This is a genomic window from Pseudomonas sp. S09G 359 (assembly GCF_002843605.1).
GTDB lineage: Bacteria > Pseudomonadota > Gammaproteobacteria > Pseudomonadales > Pseudomonadaceae > Aquipseudomonas.
In genome coordinates this window covers 6,243,928-6,262,789 of sequence record NZ_CP025263.1, presented here as the reverse complement: position 1 = coordinate 6,262,789, position 18,862 = coordinate 6,243,928, and the positions used below count along the sequence as shown (strand labels likewise).

Genomic DNA, 18,862 nt, shown 5'->3' with positions numbered 1-18,862 from the left:
GACCAGCTCTTGCACTGCAGCGACCTGTGCTCTTGAATGGCCCGTTGAACTGGCGTATCACAGTGAGCACGCTGCCCGTCCTACGAGAGCGCCACCATGTCCCAGGATTTCTACTTCTTGCTGATGCCGGGTTTCTCGGCCATCGGCTTTATCTCCGCACTGGAGCCGCTGCGGGTGGCCAACCGCTTTCGTGGCGAGTTGTACCGCTGGCATGTTCTGAGTGCCGATGGCGGCGCGGTGTTGGCGAGCAATGGCATGTCGGTGAACGCCGACGCCGCCCTGGAACCGCTGAAAAAAGGCGCGACGCTATTGGTGGTGGCCGGCTTCGAACCGCTGCAGTTCGCCACCCCAGCCCTGGAACACTGGTTGCGTCGCCTCGACCACGACGGCGTGACCCTCGGCGCCATCGACACCGGCGCCTGCGTATTGGCTGAAGCCGGCCTGCTCGACGGCCACCGCCTGACCCTGCACTGGGAAGCCATCGATGCGTTCAAGGAATCCTATCCACAGCTCACGGTGACCCAGGAACTGTTCGAGATCGACCGCCGCCGCATCACCTGCGCCGGCGGCACCGCCTCCATCGACCTGATGCTCGACCTGATCGCCCAGGCCCACGGCCCGGACCTGGCGATCCAGGTGTCCGAACAATTCGTGCTCGGTCGCATCCGCCCACGCAAAGACCACCAGCGCATGCAGATCGCCACGCGCTACGGCATCAACAACAAAAAACTGGTGCAGGTGATCGGCGAAATGGAGCAACACACCGAACCGCCCTTGAGCACCTTGGCCCTGGCCGAAGCGATCAAAGTCACCCGACGCCAGCTTGAGCGGTTGTTTCGTCTGCACCTGAACGACACCCCGAGCAACTTCTACCTCGGCCTGCGCCTGGAAAAAGCCCGACAGCTGCTGCGCCAGAGCGACATGAGCGTGCTGGAGGTGAGTATTGCCTGCGGGTTTGAGTCGCCGTCGTATTTCACCCGGAGTTATCGGGCGCGGTTTGCGAAATGTCCGCGAGAGGATCGGCGACGGGAGGTTGTGTGAAGAGCAATTATAGTAAATTATACTCGTTACTATAATTTATAGTCGTTTCCATAATTGAGTATAAACCATGTCCAAGCCCAGCGGCTTTGTGTTTCGTCGCCCCGCCCTGGCGAGCAGTATTGCCGATGGCCTGGTGGGGGCGGGTATCCAGGATTTCACTTCCGGCCTGTTTCTCGCGGCGCCGCGTCGCACGGGCAAGAGTACTTTTTTGCGTGAAGATCTGATCCCGGAGTGTCAGCTCCGTGGCTGGCTTGCCGTGTATGTCGATCTGTGGGCGGACAAAGAGAAAGATCCGGCGGAGTTGATCGCCAGCGCTATTGCCGCAGCGCTGGTGCCCTATGAAAAGGGTATTCGCAAGCTGGCCAAGAACATTGGAATCGAGAAACTGAGCTTTCTGCGGACCCTGTCCTGGGATTTCAGCAAGCCTCAATTGCCGGTGGGCGCGACCCTGACCCAGGCTTTGGAGTTACTGCACAGTGCTGCGGAAAAACCCGTCGTGCTGGTGATTGACGAAGCACAGCACGCCCTGACCAGCGATTCAGGTATCAATGCGATGTTCGCGCTGAAGGCCGCGCGGGATCAGCTCAACCAGGGGCGTGACGAGGATGGCAGTGGTTTGCATCTGGTGTTCACCGGTTCCAATCGCGACAAGCTGGCCCATTTGGTATTGGGTAAAAGCCAGCCATTCTTCGGCTCCAGCATCACGCCGTTCCCCTTGCTCGGCAAAGAATTCACCCAGGCTTACACCCTGCACCTCAACGCGCATTTGGCTAAAACCAACCAATTCAACGCTGCCGATATCGATGAAGCCTTCGAGCTGGTAGGGCGTCGCCCCGAGATGCTGCGCACCATCATCGGTGAGGTGGCGCTGGAGTTGGGTGAGGCCAGCAACCTGGGTCAATTGCTGCACAGCCGCGCTGAACTGTTACGCGCTGGCGTGTGGACCGAATTCGAAAGCGCCTGGAACGCCCTGACCATCCCACAGCGTGCGGTGCTGGAAGTGATGGTAGAGCGTTCGCAACACAACGAGCCCTTCGCGCCGTTCACCGACAGTACCCTTACGGCGGTGGGCAAAGCGCTGGAAGACATGGGCAGTGACTTGGTGCCGGGCACCCAGACCATCCAGGCCTGTATCGATGCCCTGCGCGACAAGGAGCTGGTGTGGAAGTCGGGCCGGGGTGGTTATGCGTTGGAAGACAAGTCGTTCGGTGACTGGCTACAGCATAAAAGCCGTATCACCCACTAAGGTGGGAGGTCAGCTGTGGCGCAGCATGTTCTTGTAAGAAACATCACGGAAGGTGTGGGAAACTTCTTGTTTTCTATTGTGGGTAACGACTAATAGAAACGAGCTGCTAACGTCATATGGGTCTCAAAGTTATTCTTGGCCAAGTGCTCTGGAAATGAAAGTACGTACGCCAGGAACATCACTACGTAATCCTATGAGGTTTGCATGCTGAAGAAATTACTTGCTGTGATTGCGCTCGGTACCACCCCAGTCTGGGCAGCCCAGGCGCCTGTACCTTTTACTGGGGCCGGTTACAGTGGGCGTTATGAATGTGCCGGCCAGGATAAGCATATTGGCAACTTCAAGGGTATTGTCGACATGAAACTCGACGCCAAGCAAAGCACTGGCAAGTACGCCGCCTACACCTTCACCTTAACCCTGGAAGACAAGTCCCGCTATGACGGGATGGCGGCCGGGACTGCGGATACGCTGGGCATCTACTTCGCCCATACCGACCCCGCCTTGAAAGACTTTGGCGTCGCGGTCGCCCAAGTGACACCAACCCCGGAAGGCAAAGTGTCCTTTGTTAAATATTATTACGGCCCGCAATACGAAGGCGGTGGGCACGGGATGGAATACTGCGTCAAAAGTTGATATGCGGTTATTTCTTAATCAAGCATGAGCAGGCTGTTTTATACGCTTCGTGCTGATACTTATTAAGTGTCGCCGGCAGATCAAAATTGTGCTTTTTGTTCTGCGCATTAATGGTCTGCGGCGACAGCAAAGTTACCTCAACCCCCTCCAGCAACTGCAACACCCCTTCAATCTTGAAGGTGGTTGGCCCTCCGGCGAATTCGCCTTTCTTGCTGCGCTTCTTGATCGCGATACGGCTGATGGCGTTGGCCTGCACAAACGCCTTCACTTGGGCTGCAAAGGCTTTGACGTTGGCCGCCTCATCGTCGTCTTCCAGCGCGATTTTCTTGGTCGCCAGGGCGACATGGGTCAGCGCCTGGTTGTCCAGGGAGGCGACGGCGATAATGGCTTCGCTGCCTTTGATTTCGATGCCGCAGATAGTCATGAATGGCCTTGGTTCAGGTTAAAAGTGGCGGGGATTGTCGCTTATTCCTGCCCGATCGACTCCAAAAACTCCGACCGCTCATCACTCATTCGCGCCAGGCAATCATTCTGCGCAATGGCATAGGCCTTGGTGCCGGTCACGGCCGGGAAGGTGTCTACCGCGCAATCGGCGTCGCGCAGTTTTTCCCATTTCTGCTGGGCATCCTTCAGACGAGCGGTAATGTCGGCCAGCTTGGTCTTGTCGCTGCCATAGGTCGAACCCATGCGTTCCAGCAGGCCCTGATAGTTATCCTTGAGCAATTGCTCAGCGGTGGTTTTGTTGTAGGTGGCGCATTCCAGGGTTTGCTTGTCGTTTTCGATGCCATCGCACGGCGTGCTGTCGGTGTCTTCGGCCGCGTGGACGCCCGTTGCGATGAGTGCCAAAGCCAGGAAAATCGATTTCATTGCGCCGTCTCATATCAGGTGATGCGGAATTCTGGCTCAAGCGTAAGACAAAGAACAGTCGCCCGTCAGGCATGTCTACGCAGCCTTTGTCGCGGATTGACGCTTTCGGCAATTCCCCTGTCGTTTTTGCACCCGGTCCGTTCAGCCCCTGGGCATATGCTGGCCCCAAAGCGCCGGCAGACGATTCGGCGCATGAATCGCCAATAAGGGGACGCCTGATGAGCCCAGCCGAATTGCACGCCGACAGCATCGTTATCGACGGGCTGATTATTGCCAAGTGGAACCGCGACCTGTTCGAGGACATGCGCAAAGGTGGCCTCACCGCCGCCAACTGCACCGTGTCGGTGTGGGAAGGCTTCCAGGCCACCATTAACAATATTGTGGCCAGCCAGACCTTGATCCGTGAGAACAGCGACCTGGTTATCCCGGTGAAAACCACCGCAGATATCCGCAAAGCCAAGGAACAAGGCAAGACCGGCATCATCTTCGGCTTCCAGAACGCCCATGCCTTTGAAGACCAGCTCGGTTATGTCGAGATCTTCAAGCAGCTCGGCGTCGGTGTGGTGCAGATGTGCTACAACACCCAGAACCTCGTCGGTACCGGTTGCTACGAGCGCGACGGCGGCCTGTCGGGCTTTGGCCGTGAGGTTGTAGGAGAAATGAACCGTGTCGGCATCATGTGCGACCTGTCCCACGTCGGCTCCAAGACCAGCGAAGAAGTCATCCTCGAATCGAAAAAACCGGTGTGCTACTCCCACTGCCTGCCGTCCGGGCTCAAAGAGCACCCGCGCAACAAGTCCGATGAAGAGCTGAAGTTCATCGCCGACCACGGCGGCTTTGTCGGCGTGACCATGTTTGCGCCGTTCCTGGCCAAGGGCATCGATTCGACCATCGACGACTACGCCGAAGCCATCGAATACACCATGAACATCGTTGGCGAAGACGCCATCGGCATCGGCACCGACTTTACCCAGGGCCATGGCCAGGATTTCTTCGAAATGCTGACCCATGACAAGGGCTACGCCCGCCGCCTGACCAGCTTCGGCAAGATCATCAACCCGCTGGGCATCCGCACCGTGGGCGAGTTTCCCAACCTCACCGAGACCCTGCTCAAACGCGGCCACAGCGAGCGCGTGGTGCGCAAGATCATGGGCGAGAACTGGGTCAACGTCTTGAAAGACGTTTGGGGCGAGTAAGCCACCGCACGACTGCGGAACATCATCACAACGAATTTTCTGGAGTTAAGTTTCCATGGCCAAGATCGCCCCGCAATTACCCATCGAAGTCGACAGCGAAACCGGTGTCTGGACCTCCGACGCCCTGCCGATGCTGTACGTGCCGCGCCATTTCTTCGTCAACAACCACATGGGTATCGAAGAAGTATTGGGCGCTGACGCCTACGCCGAAATCCTCTACAAGGCCGGCTACAAATCCGCCTGGCACTGGTGTGAAAAAGAAGCCGAATGTCACGGCCTGGAAGGTGTCGCGGTATTCGAACACTACATGAAGCGCCTGTCGCAACGCGGCTGGGGCCTGTTCAAGATCCAGGACATCGACCTCGACAAAGGCACCGCCAGCGTCAAGCTCGAACACTCGGCCTTTGTCTATGTGTACGGCAAGGTCGGGCGCAAAGTGGACTACATGTTCACCGGCTGGTTTGCCGGCGCGATGGATCAGATTCTGCAAGCCCGCGGCAGCAACCTCCGCACCGTAGCCGAGCAAGTGTACGGAGGCTCCGAAGAGGGCCACGACGACGGCCTGTTCACCGTCAAGCCGTTGTAAGTCGAGGAACCGTGCCATGGCATTCGAAGCAATGTTTGCGCCGATCCAGATCGGCAAACTGACCATCCGCAATCGCGTGCTCAGTACCGCCCACGCCGAGGTGTATGCCACCGACGGCGGCATGACCACCGACCGTTATGTGAAGTATTACGAAGAGAAGGCCAAGGGCGGTATCGGCCTGGCGATCTGTGGCGGCTCGTCGGTGGTGGCCATCGACAGCCCGCAGGAGTGGTGGAGTTCGGTCAACCTGTCCACCGACCGCATCATCCCGCACTTCCAGAACCTGGCCGATGCCATGCACAAGCATGGCGCCAAGATCATGATCCAGATTACCCATATGGGCCGTCGCTCGCGTTGGGACGGCTTCAACTGGCCGACCCTGATGTCACCGTCCGGTGTGCGTGAGCCGGTGCACCGCGCCACTTGCAAGACCATCGAGCCGGAAGAAATCTGGCGGGTGATCGGCAACTACGCCAGCGCCGCCAAACGCGCCAAGGCCGGTGGCCTGGACGGTGTGGAATTGTCCGCCGTGCACCAGCACATGATCGACCAGTTCTGGAGCCCACGGGTCAACAAGCGTACTGACGAATGGGGTGGCACCTTCGAAGGCCGCATGAAGTTCGGCCTGGAAGTGTTGAAGGCCGTGCGCGCCGAGGTCGGTGACGACTTCTGCGTGGGCATGCGCCTGTGCGGCGACGAGTTCCACCCGGACGGCCTGTCCCACGAGGATATGAAGCAGATCGCCAAGTATTACGACGACACCGGCATGCTGGATTTTATCGGTGTGGTGGGCTCGGGTTGTGACACCCACAACACCCTGGCCAACGTTATCCCCAACATGAGTTATCCACCGGAGCCGTTCCTGCATTTGGCGGCCGGTATCAAGGAAGTGGTCAAGGTCCCGGTGCTGCACGCGCAGAACATCAAGGACCCGAACCAGGCCACGCGCATTCTGGAAGGTGGCTACGTGGACATGGTCGGCATGACCCGTGCACACATTGCCGACCCGCACCTGATCGCCAAGATCAAGATGGGCCAGATCGACCAGATCAAACAGTGCGTCGGCGCCAACTACTGCATCGACCGTCAGTATCAAGGGCTGGACGTGCTGTGCATCCAGAACGCCGCGACCTCGCGTGAATACATGGGCGTGCCGCACATCATCGAGAAGTCCACCGGGCCCAAGCGCAAAGTCGTGGTGGTGGGTGCCGGCCCGGCCGGGATGGAGGCCGCACGTGTAGCGGCCGAACGTGGCCACGACGTGACCCTGTTCGAGAAAAAGGAATTTATCGGCGGGCAGATCACCACGGCGTCGAAAGCCCCGCAGCGTGACCAGATCGCCGGTATTACCCGCTGGTTCCAGCTGGAACTGGCGCGCTTGAAAGTCGACCTGCGCCTGGGCGTGGCCGCCGATGCCGACACCATCCTGGACCTGCGTCCGGACGTCGTCGTGCTGGCGGTGGGCGGGCACCCGAACGTCGAGCAGAACGAACATTGGGGCGCCGCTGAAGGCCTGGTGGTGAGTAGCTGGGACGTGCTTGACGGCAAAGTCGCGCCGGGCAAGAACGTGCTGGTGTACGACACCATCTGTGAGTTCACCGGCATGTCGGTGGCGGATTTCCTCGCGGACAAGGGCAGCCAGGTGGAAATCGTCACCGACGATATCAAGCCGGGCGTGGCCATCGGCGGTACGTCGTTCCCGACCTACTACCGCAGCATGTACCCCAAGGAAGTGATCATGACCGGCGACATGATGCTGGAAAAGGTCTACCGCGAAGGCGACAAGCTGGTGGCGGTGCTGGAGAACGAATACACCGGCGCCAAAGAGGAGCGGGTAGTGGACCAGGTGGTCGTGGAGAACGGCGTGCGCCCGGACGAAGCCATCTACTACGCCCTCAAGGAAGGTTCGCGCAACAAGGGCCAGATCGACGTCGAAGCGCTGTTCGCGATCAAGCCGCAACCGTGCTTGAGCGAGGCGGGTGACGGGTACTTGCTGTTCCGCATCGGCGACTGTGTGGCGCAGCGCAATACCCACGCCGCGATCTATGACGCCCTGCGCCTTTGCAAGGATTTCTGACCCGCGCATGGCCAAAAATGTGGGAGGGGGCTTGCCCCCGATAGCGGTGAGTCAGCCAAAGCTGTATCAACTGACACTCCCTCATCGGGGGCAAGCCCCCTCCCACATTTCAGGGCCAGTTTCACTTTAGATTTGTGTGGTCTGTGGGAGCTTCACCATGTTGAACACCTTGCTGCCTATTCTCTTGTTTGCCGCCCTGGGCCTCGCCGTCCTCGGCGCCCTGCGCCGGGTGAACATGTGGCGCCGTGGCCGCGCGTCCAAGGTCGACCTGCTGGGCGGCCTGCTGGCCATGCCCAAGCGCTACATGGTCGACTTGCACCACGTGGTCGCCCGCGACAAATACATCGCCAACACCCACGTCGCCACCGCCCTGGGCTTTGTACTGTCGGCGCTGCTGGCGATCCTGGTACACGGCTTCGGCCTGCATAACCGCATCCTCGGCTACGCCTTGTTGCTGGCCTCGGTGCTGATGTTTGTCGGCGCCACATTCGTCTACCTGCGTCGGCGTAACCCACCAGCGCGCCTGTCAAAAGGCCCGTGGATGCGCCTGCCGAAAAGCCTCATGGCGTTCTCGGTGAGCTTCTTCCTGGTGACCTTGCCGGTGGCCGGGATTCTGCCTGCCGACTTCGGTGGCTGGCTGCTGGCTGCGCTGCTGAGTGTGGGCGTGGCGTGGGGCGTGTCCGAGATGTTCTTCGGCATGACCTGGGGCGGCCCGATGAAACACGCCTTCGCCGGTGCTTTGCACCTGGCCTGGCACCGCCGCGCCGAACGCTTTGGGGGAGGGCGTTCCACCGGGTTGAAACCGTTGGACCTGAACGATAAAACCGCGCCATTGGGCGTGGAAAAACCCAAGGATTTCACCTGGAACCAACTGCTCGGCTTCGACGCCTGCGTGCAGTGCGGCAAGTGCGAGGCCGCGTGCCCGGCCTTCGCTGCCGGCCAGCCGCTGAACCCGAAAAAATTGATTCAGGACATGGTGGTCGGCCTGGCCGGCGGCACCGATGCCAAGTTCGCCGGCAGCCCCTATCCTGGCAAGCCAATCGGCGAACACAGCGGCAACCCACACCAACCGATCGTCAACGGCCTGGTCGACGCCGAGACCCTGTGGTCGTGCACCACCTGCCGCGCCTGCGTGGAAGAGTGCCCGATGATGATCGAGCACGTGGACGCCATCGTCGACATGCGCCGCCACCTCACCCTGGAAAAAGGCGCCACGCCGAACAAGGGTGCCGAAGTCCTGGAAAACCTGATCGCCACCGACAACCCCGGCGGCTTCGCCCCGGGCGGTCGCTTGAACTGGGCGGCGGACTTGAACCTGCCATTGCTCAGCGACACAGGCCGCTGCGACGTGCTGTTCTGGGTCGGCGACGGCGCCTTCGACATGCGCAACCAGCGCACCCTGCGCGCCTTCGTCAAAGTGCTCAAGGCGGCCAAGGTCGACTTTGCCGTGCTTGGCCTGGAAGAACGCGACAGCGGCGATGTGGCACGACGCCTGGGCGATGAAGCCACCTTCCAGCTGCTGGCCACGCGCAATATCCAGACTCTGGCCAAGTACAGCTTCACGCGCATCGTCACGTGCGACCCGCACAGTTTCCATGTGCTGAAAAACGAATACGGCGCCTTCAACGGCGACTATGTGGTGCAGCACCACAGCACCTTCATGGCCGAGTTGATCGGTGACGGCGCGCTGCACCTGGGCCAGCACAAGGGCAACAGCGTGACCTATCACGATCCTTGTTATCTGGGCCGCTACAACGGCGAATACGAGGCGCCGCGCCAGGTGCTGCGCGCGCTGGGTATCGAGGTCAAGGAGATGCAACGCTCGGGCTTCCGCTCACGCTGCTGCGGCGGCGGTGGCGGCGCGCCGATCACTGACATTCCCGGTAAGCAACGTATCCCCGATATGCGCATGGAAGACATCCGCGAAACCGGCGCCGAACTGGTGGCCGTGGGTTGCCCGCAATGCACCGCGATGCTCGAAGGCGTGGTCGAACCGCGCCCGCTGATCAAGGACATCGCCGAACTGGTGGCCGACGCGTTGCTCGAAGACGCTGCGCCGGTTAAAGCCCCTCTAAAACTTGAGCCTGCGGAGGTGCACTGATGAGCGACATTATCCGCCGCGATCCACGCGCCGAATGGATCGCCCGCAACCGCCTGCACCCGCTGCACGCGGCAATGCAGCCGGTGCAACACAGCTGGATGGGGCCCAACGGGGTTATCCGCAAGAACGTCCACGGTGTGGGTTTTATCGGCCCCAACGGTATCAAGCGCATCGACCGCAGCGGCGCCCAGCAGGGTGGCGCGGCCAAACGCACGGCAGCGGTGGAAGTGCAGTTGCCGCTGCACCAGATCGCAGCACCGGCGTTTTACATCAACGTGGTGCCGGACATGGTCGGTGGCCGCCTGAGCAGCCACGACCGCGACCTGCTTGGCCTCGCCCGGCAACTCGCCGGCAGCGACGGCGCAGTACTGGCGGTGGTGTTTGGTGAACATAAGGAAAGCGCGTTCGCCACGGCGGGCGTTGATCGCCTGCTGGTACTGGAAGGTCATGAGTTCGAAGGTTATGCACCGGAGCAACGCGTGCAAGGCCTGCGGGCTGTGGATAACCAGTTCAACCCGCGCCACTGGTTGCTGCCCGACAGCCGCAGTGGTGGTGGCGAACTGGGCCGGCGTTTTGCCGCCAGCCTCAAGGAGCGCCCGGCTACCCGGGTGTGGCAGATCAAGGGCGAGGAATGCATCGGCCGCGCCGGTGCGGGTCGGGAGGATTTGGCGCGGCCGCTGCCACGCCTGATCCTGGCCGCCGTCGAATGTGCCGAACCGGTCAGCGAAACGCGTCACGAAGTATTGCCCGTGGAGTTATCCACAAGCCTGGCGCGCAGCCTGCCGCGTATCGAAGACCTTGGCGCGGTGGCGGTGGACCCAGGGGCGATTCCCATGGCCGAGGCCGAATTCATTTTCTCCGGTGGCAATGGGGTCAAGGACTGGGCGCTGTTCCACCAGGCCGCCGCCGCCCTTGGCGCCACCGAAGGCGCGTCGCGGGTGGCGGTGGACGATGGCTTTATGGCGCGTGATCGCCAGGTCGGCGCCAGCGGCACCTGGGTCACAGCGCGGGTTTACGTAGCGGTAGGTATCTCCGGGGCGATCCAGCACCTGCAAGGCATCGGTGCCTGCGACAAGGTGGTGGCGATCAACCTCGACCCGGGCTGCGACATGATCAAGCGAGCCGACCTGTCGGTGATCGGCGACAGCGCCGCGATCCTGCAGGCCTTGATCGCGGCGGTCGACACCTACCGCAACGGCGCCAAGCGCGATGCAGCTTAAGGATATGGTCATGACCACGAATGTAATCAGCCTGGTATCCATCGGCGCCCACCCGACCTCCGGCCGTCCACGCCGCGCCGAGCAGGACGCGCGCGCCGTCGAGTTGGGTCTGCAAATGGCTGGGGATAAGTTGCAGGTGCTGCACGCTGGCAATATCCACGAACCGACCTTGCGCAGCTACCTGGGCATGGGCTTGCCACAGTTGCAGGTGCTGGAGCAGCCCGCCGGCGCCGACGCGCTGCCGGTGCTCAGTGACTATTTGCGTGACGCGGGTGCCCAGGTGGTGCTCACCGGCAGCCAGGCGGAAACCGGCGAAGGTTCGGGCATGCTGCCGTTCCTGCTGGCCGAGCAATTGGGCTGGCCGCTGATTGTGGGCCTGGCGCAGGTAGAGTCCATCGACGGCGGCGTGGCCCATGTCCTGCAAGCCTTGCCCCGTGGCCAGCGGCGGCGCTTGAAAGTGCGCCTGCCGTTTCTGGCCACTGTGGATAACGCCGCACCCAAGCCTCGGCAAAGCGCCTATGGCCCGGCGCAACGCGGCGAGCTGGCGGCCCATGAGGTCGAGGTTGAGGAAGACGAGTTATTCACAGGCGCAGTGCTGCAGCCGGCCAAGCCGCGGCCCAAGCGGCTCAAGGTGATCAAGGCCAAGAGCGGCGCGGACCGTATGAAGGCGGCTACGGCCAAGGCTAGTGGGGGGGGCGGGCAGGTGCTTAAGGGCCTAAGCCCGGAAGCCGGCGCGGACGCTATTCTCAAGCTGCTCATCGAAGAAGGCGTCGTACGCTAAACAAATGTGGGAGGGGGCTTGCCCCCGATAGCGGTGGGTCAGTCAAGGCTGTATCAACTGACACTCCCTAATCGGGGGCAAGCCCCCTCCCACATTGTTTTGTAGTGCTGCCGGTTTACCCACAATGCCTGTTAGCCTGCGTGTGGATAAGATGTTTGCTATCTGCTGCAAGCCACGTAGTTAAAGGCGTGTAGAGTTCTGTTTAAAAAATGATCAATCCTGGCTTTTCCCCTCCAAATCCCTCTGAAACCCCCAGTTTCACTAACCTGCACGCAGTTTTCCACAGACACCCCAAAGTTGCCCCCAAAGTCTGTTGGCGCTTCTGTGGATAAGGTGTTTGCGTTCCTCTACAGCCCATACAAAACGTGGCCTACAGACTTTAGATCAAAAAACAACCAATAGAGGATAAAACCCCTGGCTTTGAATAAGTCACGGATTTTCTTCGGTTTATTTTGGGAAAAAGCATCAGTTGCCCACAATTGCTGTGGGTGGCTCTGTGGATAAGTTGTTGGGCAATGGCTGGAAGGCAGGGCAGATGGGGGTTGTCAGGGTTCTGGCTGTTTTTTGTACAGTCCGGAACCCTGACAATCAGAGCATTACTCGTGTGCCGCCACACCCTTGAGGTAAGGCGCGGGTGCCGCGCCCAGGTTGTTCAACAGACGCTCGCTGTACCAATCCACAAAGTTAACCACACCAAACTCATAAGTCTTGGAGTACGGGCCGGGTTGGTAGGCGGTGGAGTTGATGCCGCGCTGGTTTTCTTCGGCCAGGCGACGGTCCTGGTCGTTGGTGGCGTCCCACACCTGGCGCATGCGCTCCACGTCGTAGTCCACGCCTTCCACGGCGTCCTTGTGCACCAGCCACTTGGTGGTGACCATGGTTTCCTGGGCGCTGATCGGCCACACGGTGAACACGATGATGTGGTCGCCCATGCAGTGGTTCCACGAGTGCGGCAGGTGCAGGATGCGCATCGAGCCCAGGTCCGGGTTCTTGATGCGGCCCATCAGCTTGGCGCAGCCCTGTTTGCCATCCAGGGTCATCGACACGGTGCCCTTGAGCAGCGGCATGCGCACGATGCGGTTACGCAGGCCGAAGCTGGCGTGGGCGTAAGGGATCTTCTCGGCATCCCAGGCGGCGGCGGAGGCGGCCACGTGGTCCTTGAAGGCCTGGTCGGCGCGCGGGTCGGTCACGTCGTCCCATTCCAGCAGGGTTTTCAACAGTTCCGGGTGCGACGCGTTGCAGTGGTAGCACTCGCGGTTGTTTTCCAGCACCAGCTTCCAGTTGGCTTTTTCCATCAAGGTGGTGGTAATCGCCACCTTGGTGTTCTCCATGTCGTAGGGTTCCATGTAGTGGTTCAGCGTCGACAGGAAGTCATCGATGGCCGGCGGGTTCTCGGCCAGGCTGATGAAGATATAGCCGCCAGCTGTTTTCACGTTCACGGGTTTGAGGCCGTATTGCTTCATGTCGAAGTCGGCGCCCATCTCGGTGCCGGCGAACAGCAGGCGGCCGTCCAGTTCGTAGGTCCACTGGTGGTAGTGGCAGACCAGTTTGGCGACCTTGCCTTTGTCGCTGGTGCACAAGCGCGAACCACGGTGCCGGCACACGTTGTGGAACGCATGCACCACGCCCTCGGCGCCGCGGATCACGATGATCGGGTTCTTGCCGATTTGCAGGGTCAGGTAGTTGCCCTTGGCCGGGATTTCGCAGGTCATGCCGGCAATCAACCACTCTTTCTGGAAGATCTCCTGCATGTCGATATCAAACAACCGCTCATCAGAGTAGAACGGCTGCGGCAGCGAAAAGGTGCGCTCGCGTTCTTGCAGCATTTGCGCGGTGGCCTTGCGTGCGGGTTCCAGCGGATCGCCCAAGCTTAAGGTTGCGGTGACGTCCATCGTGTGTGTCCTCATGGCCATTCTGTGTGGCCGGCGAATAGTGGCTACGGTTGATGCTATGCAAGGCGTAAAGAAAGCGTTGTTGTTGGAAGCGAGTGTGGGGCCGGCGTTGCGTCGAACCTTATCCATTAGCGACATGGCCCACTCTGATCCCGACGCGCAACCCTAGGTGCCTGGGGGCTGGTCGCGATAAGTATGTGAATGTCGCAGATAGGTAAATGGGCGGTTCCGGCGTTACGCAGAATCGCCACCATAAAGCCGAACATCGGCAGTGGAGAGTCAGCATGTCCAACAGCTTCCTGAACCCGGTAACCACCCAGACCTGGGCCAATGGTCGGCACATTGTCCGTTGCGTCAAAGTCATCCAGGAAACCTGGGACGTGCGCACCTTTTGCTTCATGGCCGACCAGCCGATCCTGTTCTTTTTCAAGCCGGGGCAATTCGTCACCCTGGAGCTGGAGATCGAAGGGCAGCCGATCATGCGCTCCTACACGATTTCCAGTTCACCGTCGGTGCCGTACAGCTTTTCGGTGACCATCAAGCGCGTGCCGGGCGGCAAGGTTTCCAACTGGTTGCACGATACCTTGCACGAGGGCCAGGAGCTGGCGGTGCACGGGCCGGTCGGGCTGTTCAATGCCATCGACTTCCCCAGCCCAAAAGTGCTGTACCTCAGCGGCGGCGTGGGGATTACGCCGGTGATGTCCATGGCGCGCTGGTTCTACGACACCAACGCCAATGTCGACATGACGTTTATCCACAGCGCCCGCTCGCCCAAAGACATCATCTACCACCGCGAGCTGGAGCACATGGCGTCGCGGATCGACAACTTCAGCCTGCACCTGATCTGTGAGAAGCATGGCCTGGGTGAACCCTGGGCCGGTTATCGCGGCTACTTGAACCACAAGATGCTGGAATTGATGGTGCCTGACTTCCTTGAGCGCGAAGTGTTTTGCTGCGGCCCTACGCCGTACATGAATGCCGTCAAGCGCCTGCTGGAAGTGGCCGGTTTCGACATGTCGCGGTACCACGAAGAATCCTTCGGCGCCACGCCGCCGGAAGCCCGTGCCGATGCGGTGGAACAGGCAGAAATCGCAGCGGATGCGCCGGAAGTCGATCTGGCGGACCTGCATCAAGTCGAATTTATCTCGTCCGGCAAAAGCATTCGTGTGGCCCCGGGTGAAACCGTGCACGCGGCGGCGGCCAAGCTTGGTTTGCTGATTCCCAAGGCGTGCGGCATGGGCATTTGCGGGACGTGCAAGGTGTTGAAGCTGGGCGGGGAAGTCGAGATGGACCACAACGGCGGGATTACCGAGGACGACGAGGCCGAGGGTTATATCTTGTCGTGCTGCAGTGTGCCAAAGGGTGATGTGCGGATTGAGTTTTGAATCGATCCCGCGTCGAAGGTCATGAAGCTTCGACGCGGGCCTTAGGGGTTAACGGTTACTGGGCGTAGACGTGCACCACAAAGTGCTGGCCGGAGCCTGTCAGTTCATAGACTTTGTCGGTGACCCTCAGGGTCCGCGTTTGCTCTTGGATAGTGTCGCCGACGTTGACGCACTTCCTGAACTCATCCCAGTCAATGACCGTGGTGGTGATGGCGCCTTCGCCGTGCGAGTGGTTGAGGTAGAGTTGGTTTTCCATGGTGTAGCCCTCTGCTGGATTTCCGTTTCCGGCCGAATGTTCGGCAGGCAGGTAGTCCCGGAAGGTGGCCGATGTATCGGCGCTTTCCTTCCGGGTTCCAAGAGGCTAGTCAAAGAAATTCAGGTGCGACACTGTCAGAAATATCAAAAAACAGTCTCGGCATTTGGCCATCGCACGGGGGCCGAATGACTACATTAAGCGTTCATCACTTCCCGTATATCTGCGGCTAATTCTCTTACGCGCTCTTCCTCGGTATCCCACGCACACATGAAGCGCGCGCCACCCTTGCCGATGAAGGTGTAGAACCGCCAGCCCTTGGCTGTCAGTGCGGCAATTGCCGGCTCCGAGAGTTGCAGGAACACGCCGTTGGCCTGCACCGGGAACATCAGCTCCACGCCAGGAATATCCGCCACCAGGCTGCTGAGCAATTGCGCGCAGCTGTTGGCGTGGCGGGCGTGTTTGAGCCAGGCGTCGTTTTCCAACAGGCCTACCCACGGTGCGGATAGGAAGCGCATCTTCGAGGCCAGTTGCCCGGCCTGTTTGCAGCGGTAGTCGAAGTCTTCGGCCAGCTTGTGGTTGAAGAACAGGATCGCCTCACCCACGGCCATGCCGTTCTTGGTGCCGCCAAAGCACAGCACATCCACGCCGGCTTTCCAGGTCAGGTCGGCCGGCGAGCAGCCGAGGAATGCGCAGGCGTTGGAGAAGCGCGCGCCGTCCATGTGCAGGTTCAGCCCCAGTTCCTTGCAGGTGACGCTGATGGCGCGGATTTCTTCCGGGGTGTACACGCTGCCGACTTCGGTGGCCTGGGTCAGGGTCACCACGCGCGGCTTTGGATAGTGTATGTCCTGGCGCTTGAGGGCGATCTCGCGGATCGACTCTGGGGTCAGCTTGCCGTTTTCGGTGCGCGCGGTGAGCAGTTTGGAGCCGTTGGAGAAAAACTCCGGCGCGCCGCATTCGTCGGTTTCGACGTGGGCGGTTTCCGAGCAAATCACGCTATGGTAGCTCTGGCACAGCGAGGACAGCGCCAGGGAGTTGGCGGCCGTACCGTTGAAGGCGAAGAACACTTCGCAGTCGGTTTCGAACAAGTTGCGGAAACCGTCGGCGGCGCGGTGGGTCCATTCATCATCGCCGTAAGCGCGTTGATGGCCCTGGTTGGCTTGTTCCATGGCGGCCCAGGCTTCCGGGCAGATGCCGGAATAGTTGTCACTGGCGAATTGTTGGCTCTTGTCGGTCATGGCCCATTCCTGTGGTCGATGTTGGTGCGCACTGTAACCAAGATTGTCGCGGGTGCGCACGCTCTGTAAACGCAAAGTCACTGGGGAATTATGCACGGTACTCAAACCACGCCTGTAAGACGCGTCCGTGATGGCGCCTTGGATCTGCTCAAGTGGCTGGCCCTGCTGAGCATGGTGCTGGATCACCTGCGTTATGTGGGCTTGAGTCTGGATGGTCTGTACGTGCCGGGGCGCCTGGCGTTCCCGTGGTTTTGCCTGGCGATTGCGGCGAACCTGCATCGGGTGCGAAAAGCCCCGGTAACCGGCCAATGGCGCTACCTGGGCTGGCTGCTGCTGTTCAGTGTGATCAGCGAAGTGCCGTATCGGCTGTTTATCGAGGATGCCGATACGTTGAACGTGTTGCCGACCTTGGCGCTGGGTCTGCTGGTTGTCCGAGGATGGCAGCAGAAGGCGGTTATTGATCGAGGATTGGCGCTGATCGCCCTCGGCGTAGCGGCGGTGTTTTCCACACAGCTCATGTTTGGTTTTTTTGGTGTATTGCTGCCGTTGGCGCTGCTGCTGGTGTTCCGTCGGCCATGGTATTTCAGCGTGTTGCCGGGGTTGGTCTGCGTGGCGGCGAATCAATGGCAGATTTTGCTCAACAGCGGCTCAACCGTGGCACTGACCGGGTTGGCCGCCTGCCTGATCGCGCCTTTGGCCGGCTTGGTCTTATTGCGACATGCTCAAAACGTCTCGCCGCCCGCCATGCGTCGCTGGGCGTATGTACTCTATCCCCTGCATTTCCTGCTGCTCCTACTCGTCCGTCAGATCATCGCCTAACCCTTGTGGGAGGGGCGGTGCGACGGTTCGACTTGCCCCCGATTGCGGAGTGTCAGCCAGCCTAGGTGCAAGCTGATCCACCGCTATCGGGGGCGAGCCCCCTCCCACATTTAATCGGTGTAGTTGCCGTCATGTCGTAAACGCACCTTTGCGTGGCGTCCGTAGGCATTTGACCTGCTGGCGCCAGCCCTACCATCGCATCAAAGGGCTCTGCACGGGCCTTAACAATACGAAAGGCTGGGAGAGACGCGATGTTCAGCAAACAAGACCAGATTCAGGGATATGACGACGCACTGCTGGCGGCCATGAATGCCGAGGAGCAGCGTCAGGAAGATCATATCGAGCTGATCGCGTCAGAGAACTACACCAGCAAGCGCGTGATGGAAGCCCAAGGCAGCGGCCTCACCAACAAATACGCCGAAGGCTACCCGGGCAAGCGCTACTACGGCGGCTGCGAGCACGTGGATAAGGTCGAGGCGCTGGCCATCGAACGCGCCAAGCAACTGTTCGGCGCCGATTACGCCAACGTGCAGCCACACTCCGGTTCCTCCGCCAACAGCGCCGTGTACCTGGCCCTGCTGCAAGCCGGCGACACCATCCTGGGCATGAGTCTGGCCCACGGCGGCCACCTGACCCACGGCGCCAAAGTGTCGTCTTCGGGCAAGCTGTACAACGCCGTACAGTACGGCATCAACACCGACACCGGCCTGATCGACTACGACGAAGTCGAGCGCCTGGCCGTGGAACACCAGCCGAAAATGGTCGTGGCCGGTTTTTCTGCCTACTCCAAGACCCTGGATTTCCCACGTTTCCGTGCGATCGCCGACAAGGTGGGCGCGCTGCTGTTCGTCGACATGGCCCACGTCGCCGGCCTGGTTGCCGCCGGCCTGTACCCGAACCCGCTGCCTTACGCCGATGTGGTCACCACCACCACCCACAAGACCCTGCGCGGTCCACGTGGCGGCCTGATCCTGGCCAAGTCCAACGAAGAAATTGAAAAGAAACTCAACGCAGCGGTATTCCCCGGCGCCCAGGGCGGCCCGCTGATGCACGTCATCGCCGGCAAGGCCGTGTGCTTCAAGGAAGCCCAGGAGCCTGGCTTCAAGGTCTACCAGCAACAGGTGATCGACAACGCCCAGGCCATGGCCAGCGTGTTTATCAAGCGCGGCTACGATGTAGTGTCCGGCGGCACTGATAACCACCTGTTCCTGGTCAGCCTGATCCGTCAGGGCCTCACCGGCAAAGAGGCGGACGCCGCCCTCGGTCGCGCCCACATCACCGTCAACAAGAACGCTGTGCCGAATGACCCGCAGTCGCCGTTCGTGACCTCGGGCCTGCGCATCGGCACCCCGGCGGTGACCACGCGTGGTTTCAAAGTGGCGCAGTGCGTCGAGTTGGCCGGCTGGATCTGCGACATCCTCGACAACCTCGGCGATGCCGACGTCGAGGCCAACGTGGCCAAACACGTATCTGCCCTGTGCGCTGATTTCCCGGTTTATCGCTGAGCGCGGTTTTGGAGTAATGACT

General features: G+C 60.5%; 17 protein-coding genes. 12 read left to right on the top strand and 5 right to left on the bottom strand.

The features are described 5' to 3' along the window. Positions 1-96: 96 nt before the first annotated feature. The 3 genes from CXQ82_RS28850 (at position 97) to CXQ82_RS28840 (ending at position 2,920) form a co-directional block, all read left to right on the top strand. Positions 97-1,041: a GlxA family transcriptional regulator gene (locus CXQ82_RS28850; RefSeq protein WP_101273334.1), complete on the top strand. Its 945-nt coding sequence runs from the start codon at positions 97-99 to the stop codon at positions 1,039-1,041. Positions 1,042-1,108: 67 nt separating this feature from the next. Beyond that, complete coding sequence (locus CXQ82_RS28845) at positions 1,109-2,287, top strand: AAA family ATPase (protein ID WP_101273333.1); 1,179 nt, start codon at positions 1,109-1,111, stop codon at positions 2,285-2,287. Positions 2,288-2,491: 204 nt separating this feature from the next. Continuing rightward, on the top strand, positions 2,492-2,920 hold the full coding sequence (locus CXQ82_RS28840) for a hypothetical protein (RefSeq protein ID WP_101273332.1): 429 nt from the start codon (positions 2,492-2,494) through the stop codon (positions 2,918-2,920). Between the two features lie 7 nt (positions 2,921-2,927). Here CXQ82_RS28840 and CXQ82_RS28835 read toward each other — a convergent pair whose 3' ends face one another. Further along, positions 2,928-3,344 (bottom strand): DUF3010 family protein, encoded by a 417-nt coding sequence (locus tag CXQ82_RS28835; protein WP_101273331.1) that lies wholly within the window; start codon positions 3,342-3,344, stop codon positions 2,928-2,930. A gap of 41 nt (positions 3,345-3,385) precedes the next feature. Continuing rightward, entirely contained in the window at positions 3,386-3,787 is a 402-nt protein-coding gene (locus tag CXQ82_RS28830) for a lysozyme inhibitor LprI family protein (protein ID WP_032884009.1), read from the bottom strand. 218 nt (positions 3,788-4,005) lie between these two features. Between CXQ82_RS28830 and CXQ82_RS28825 the strand changes: the two genes are divergently transcribed. From CXQ82_RS28825 to CXQ82_RS28800, 6 genes are all read left to right on the top strand, one after another. Beyond that, positions 4,006-4,983 carry a dipeptidase gene (locus CXQ82_RS28825; RefSeq protein ID WP_016972866.1) on the top strand — a complete coding sequence of 326 codons (978 nt, stop codon included), beginning with the start codon at positions 4,006-4,008 and terminating at the stop codon, positions 4,981-4,983. 55 nt (positions 4,984-5,038) lie between these two features. Next, positions 5,039-5,569, top strand: coding sequence for a DUF5943 domain-containing protein (locus CXQ82_RS28820; protein ID WP_101273330.1), 531 nt, complete (start codon positions 5,039-5,041; stop codon positions 5,567-5,569). 16 nt (positions 5,570-5,585) lie between these two features. Then, positions 5,586-7,646, top strand: coding sequence for a dimethylglycine demethylation protein DgcA (dgcA, locus tag CXQ82_RS28815; RefSeq protein ID WP_101273329.1), 2,061 nt, complete (start codon positions 5,586-5,588; stop codon positions 7,644-7,646). A gap of 157 nt (positions 7,647-7,803) precedes the next feature. Next, a complete protein-coding gene (gene dgcB, locus CXQ82_RS28810) occupies positions 7,804-9,747 on the top strand; it encodes a dimethylglycine demethylation protein DgcB (protein ID WP_101273328.1) in 1,944 nt (647 codons plus the stop codon). After that, a complete protein-coding gene (locus tag CXQ82_RS28805) occupies positions 9,747-10,967 on the top strand; it encodes an electron transfer flavoprotein subunit alpha/FixB family protein (protein ID WP_101273327.1) in 1,221 nt (406 codons plus the stop codon). The genes dgcB and CXQ82_RS28805 overlap by 1 nt, the downstream gene beginning before the upstream one ends. 10 nt (positions 10,968-10,977) lie before the next feature. Beyond that, a complete protein-coding gene (locus CXQ82_RS28800; RefSeq protein ID WP_101273326.1) occupies positions 10,978-11,748 on the top strand; it encodes an electron transfer flavoprotein subunit beta in 771 nt (256 codons plus the stop codon). A 596-nt stretch (positions 11,749-12,344) separates the two neighbouring features. Here the strand turns inward: CXQ82_RS28800 and gbcA are convergent. Further along, on the bottom strand, positions 12,345-13,640 hold the full coding sequence (gene gbcA, locus CXQ82_RS28795) for a glycine-betaine demethylase subunit GbcA (RefSeq protein WP_101273325.1): 1,296 nt from the start codon (positions 13,638-13,640) through the stop codon (positions 12,345-12,347). Positions 13,641-13,924: 284 nt separating this feature from the next. Between gbcA and gbcB the strand changes: the two genes are divergently transcribed. Continuing rightward, complete coding sequence (gbcB, locus tag CXQ82_RS28785) at positions 13,925-15,025, top strand: glycine-betaine demethylase subunit GbcB (protein WP_101273324.1); 1,101 nt, start codon at positions 13,925-13,927, stop codon at positions 15,023-15,025. Between the two features lie 55 nt (positions 15,026-15,080). Here gbcB and CXQ82_RS28780 read toward each other — a convergent pair whose 3' ends face one another. Both CXQ82_RS28780 and CXQ82_RS28775 read right to left on the bottom strand, forming a co-directional pair. Further along, positions 15,081-15,281 (bottom strand): hypothetical protein, encoded by a 201-nt coding sequence (locus CXQ82_RS28780; protein ID WP_101273323.1) that lies wholly within the window; start codon positions 15,279-15,281, stop codon positions 15,081-15,083. A 194-nt stretch (positions 15,282-15,475) separates the two neighbouring features. Beyond that, a complete protein-coding gene (locus CXQ82_RS28775) occupies positions 15,476-16,516 on the bottom strand; it encodes a low specificity L-threonine aldolase (protein WP_101273322.1) in 1,041 nt (346 codons plus the stop codon). Positions 16,517-16,606: 90 nt separating this feature from the next. Here CXQ82_RS28775 and CXQ82_RS28770 point away from each other — a divergent pair, with 90 nt between their 5' ends. Continuing rightward, positions 16,607-17,335 carry a TraX family protein gene (locus tag CXQ82_RS28770; RefSeq protein WP_101273321.1) on the top strand — a complete coding sequence of 243 codons (729 nt, stop codon included), beginning with the start codon at positions 16,607-16,609 and terminating at the stop codon, positions 17,333-17,335. A 251-nt stretch (positions 17,336-17,586) separates the two neighbouring features. Then, complete coding sequence (gene glyA / locus CXQ82_RS28765; RefSeq protein ID WP_101273320.1) at positions 17,587-18,840, top strand: serine hydroxymethyltransferase; 1,254 nt, start codon at positions 17,587-17,589, stop codon at positions 18,838-18,840. The last annotated feature ends 22 nt before the right edge of the window (positions 18,841-18,862 follow it).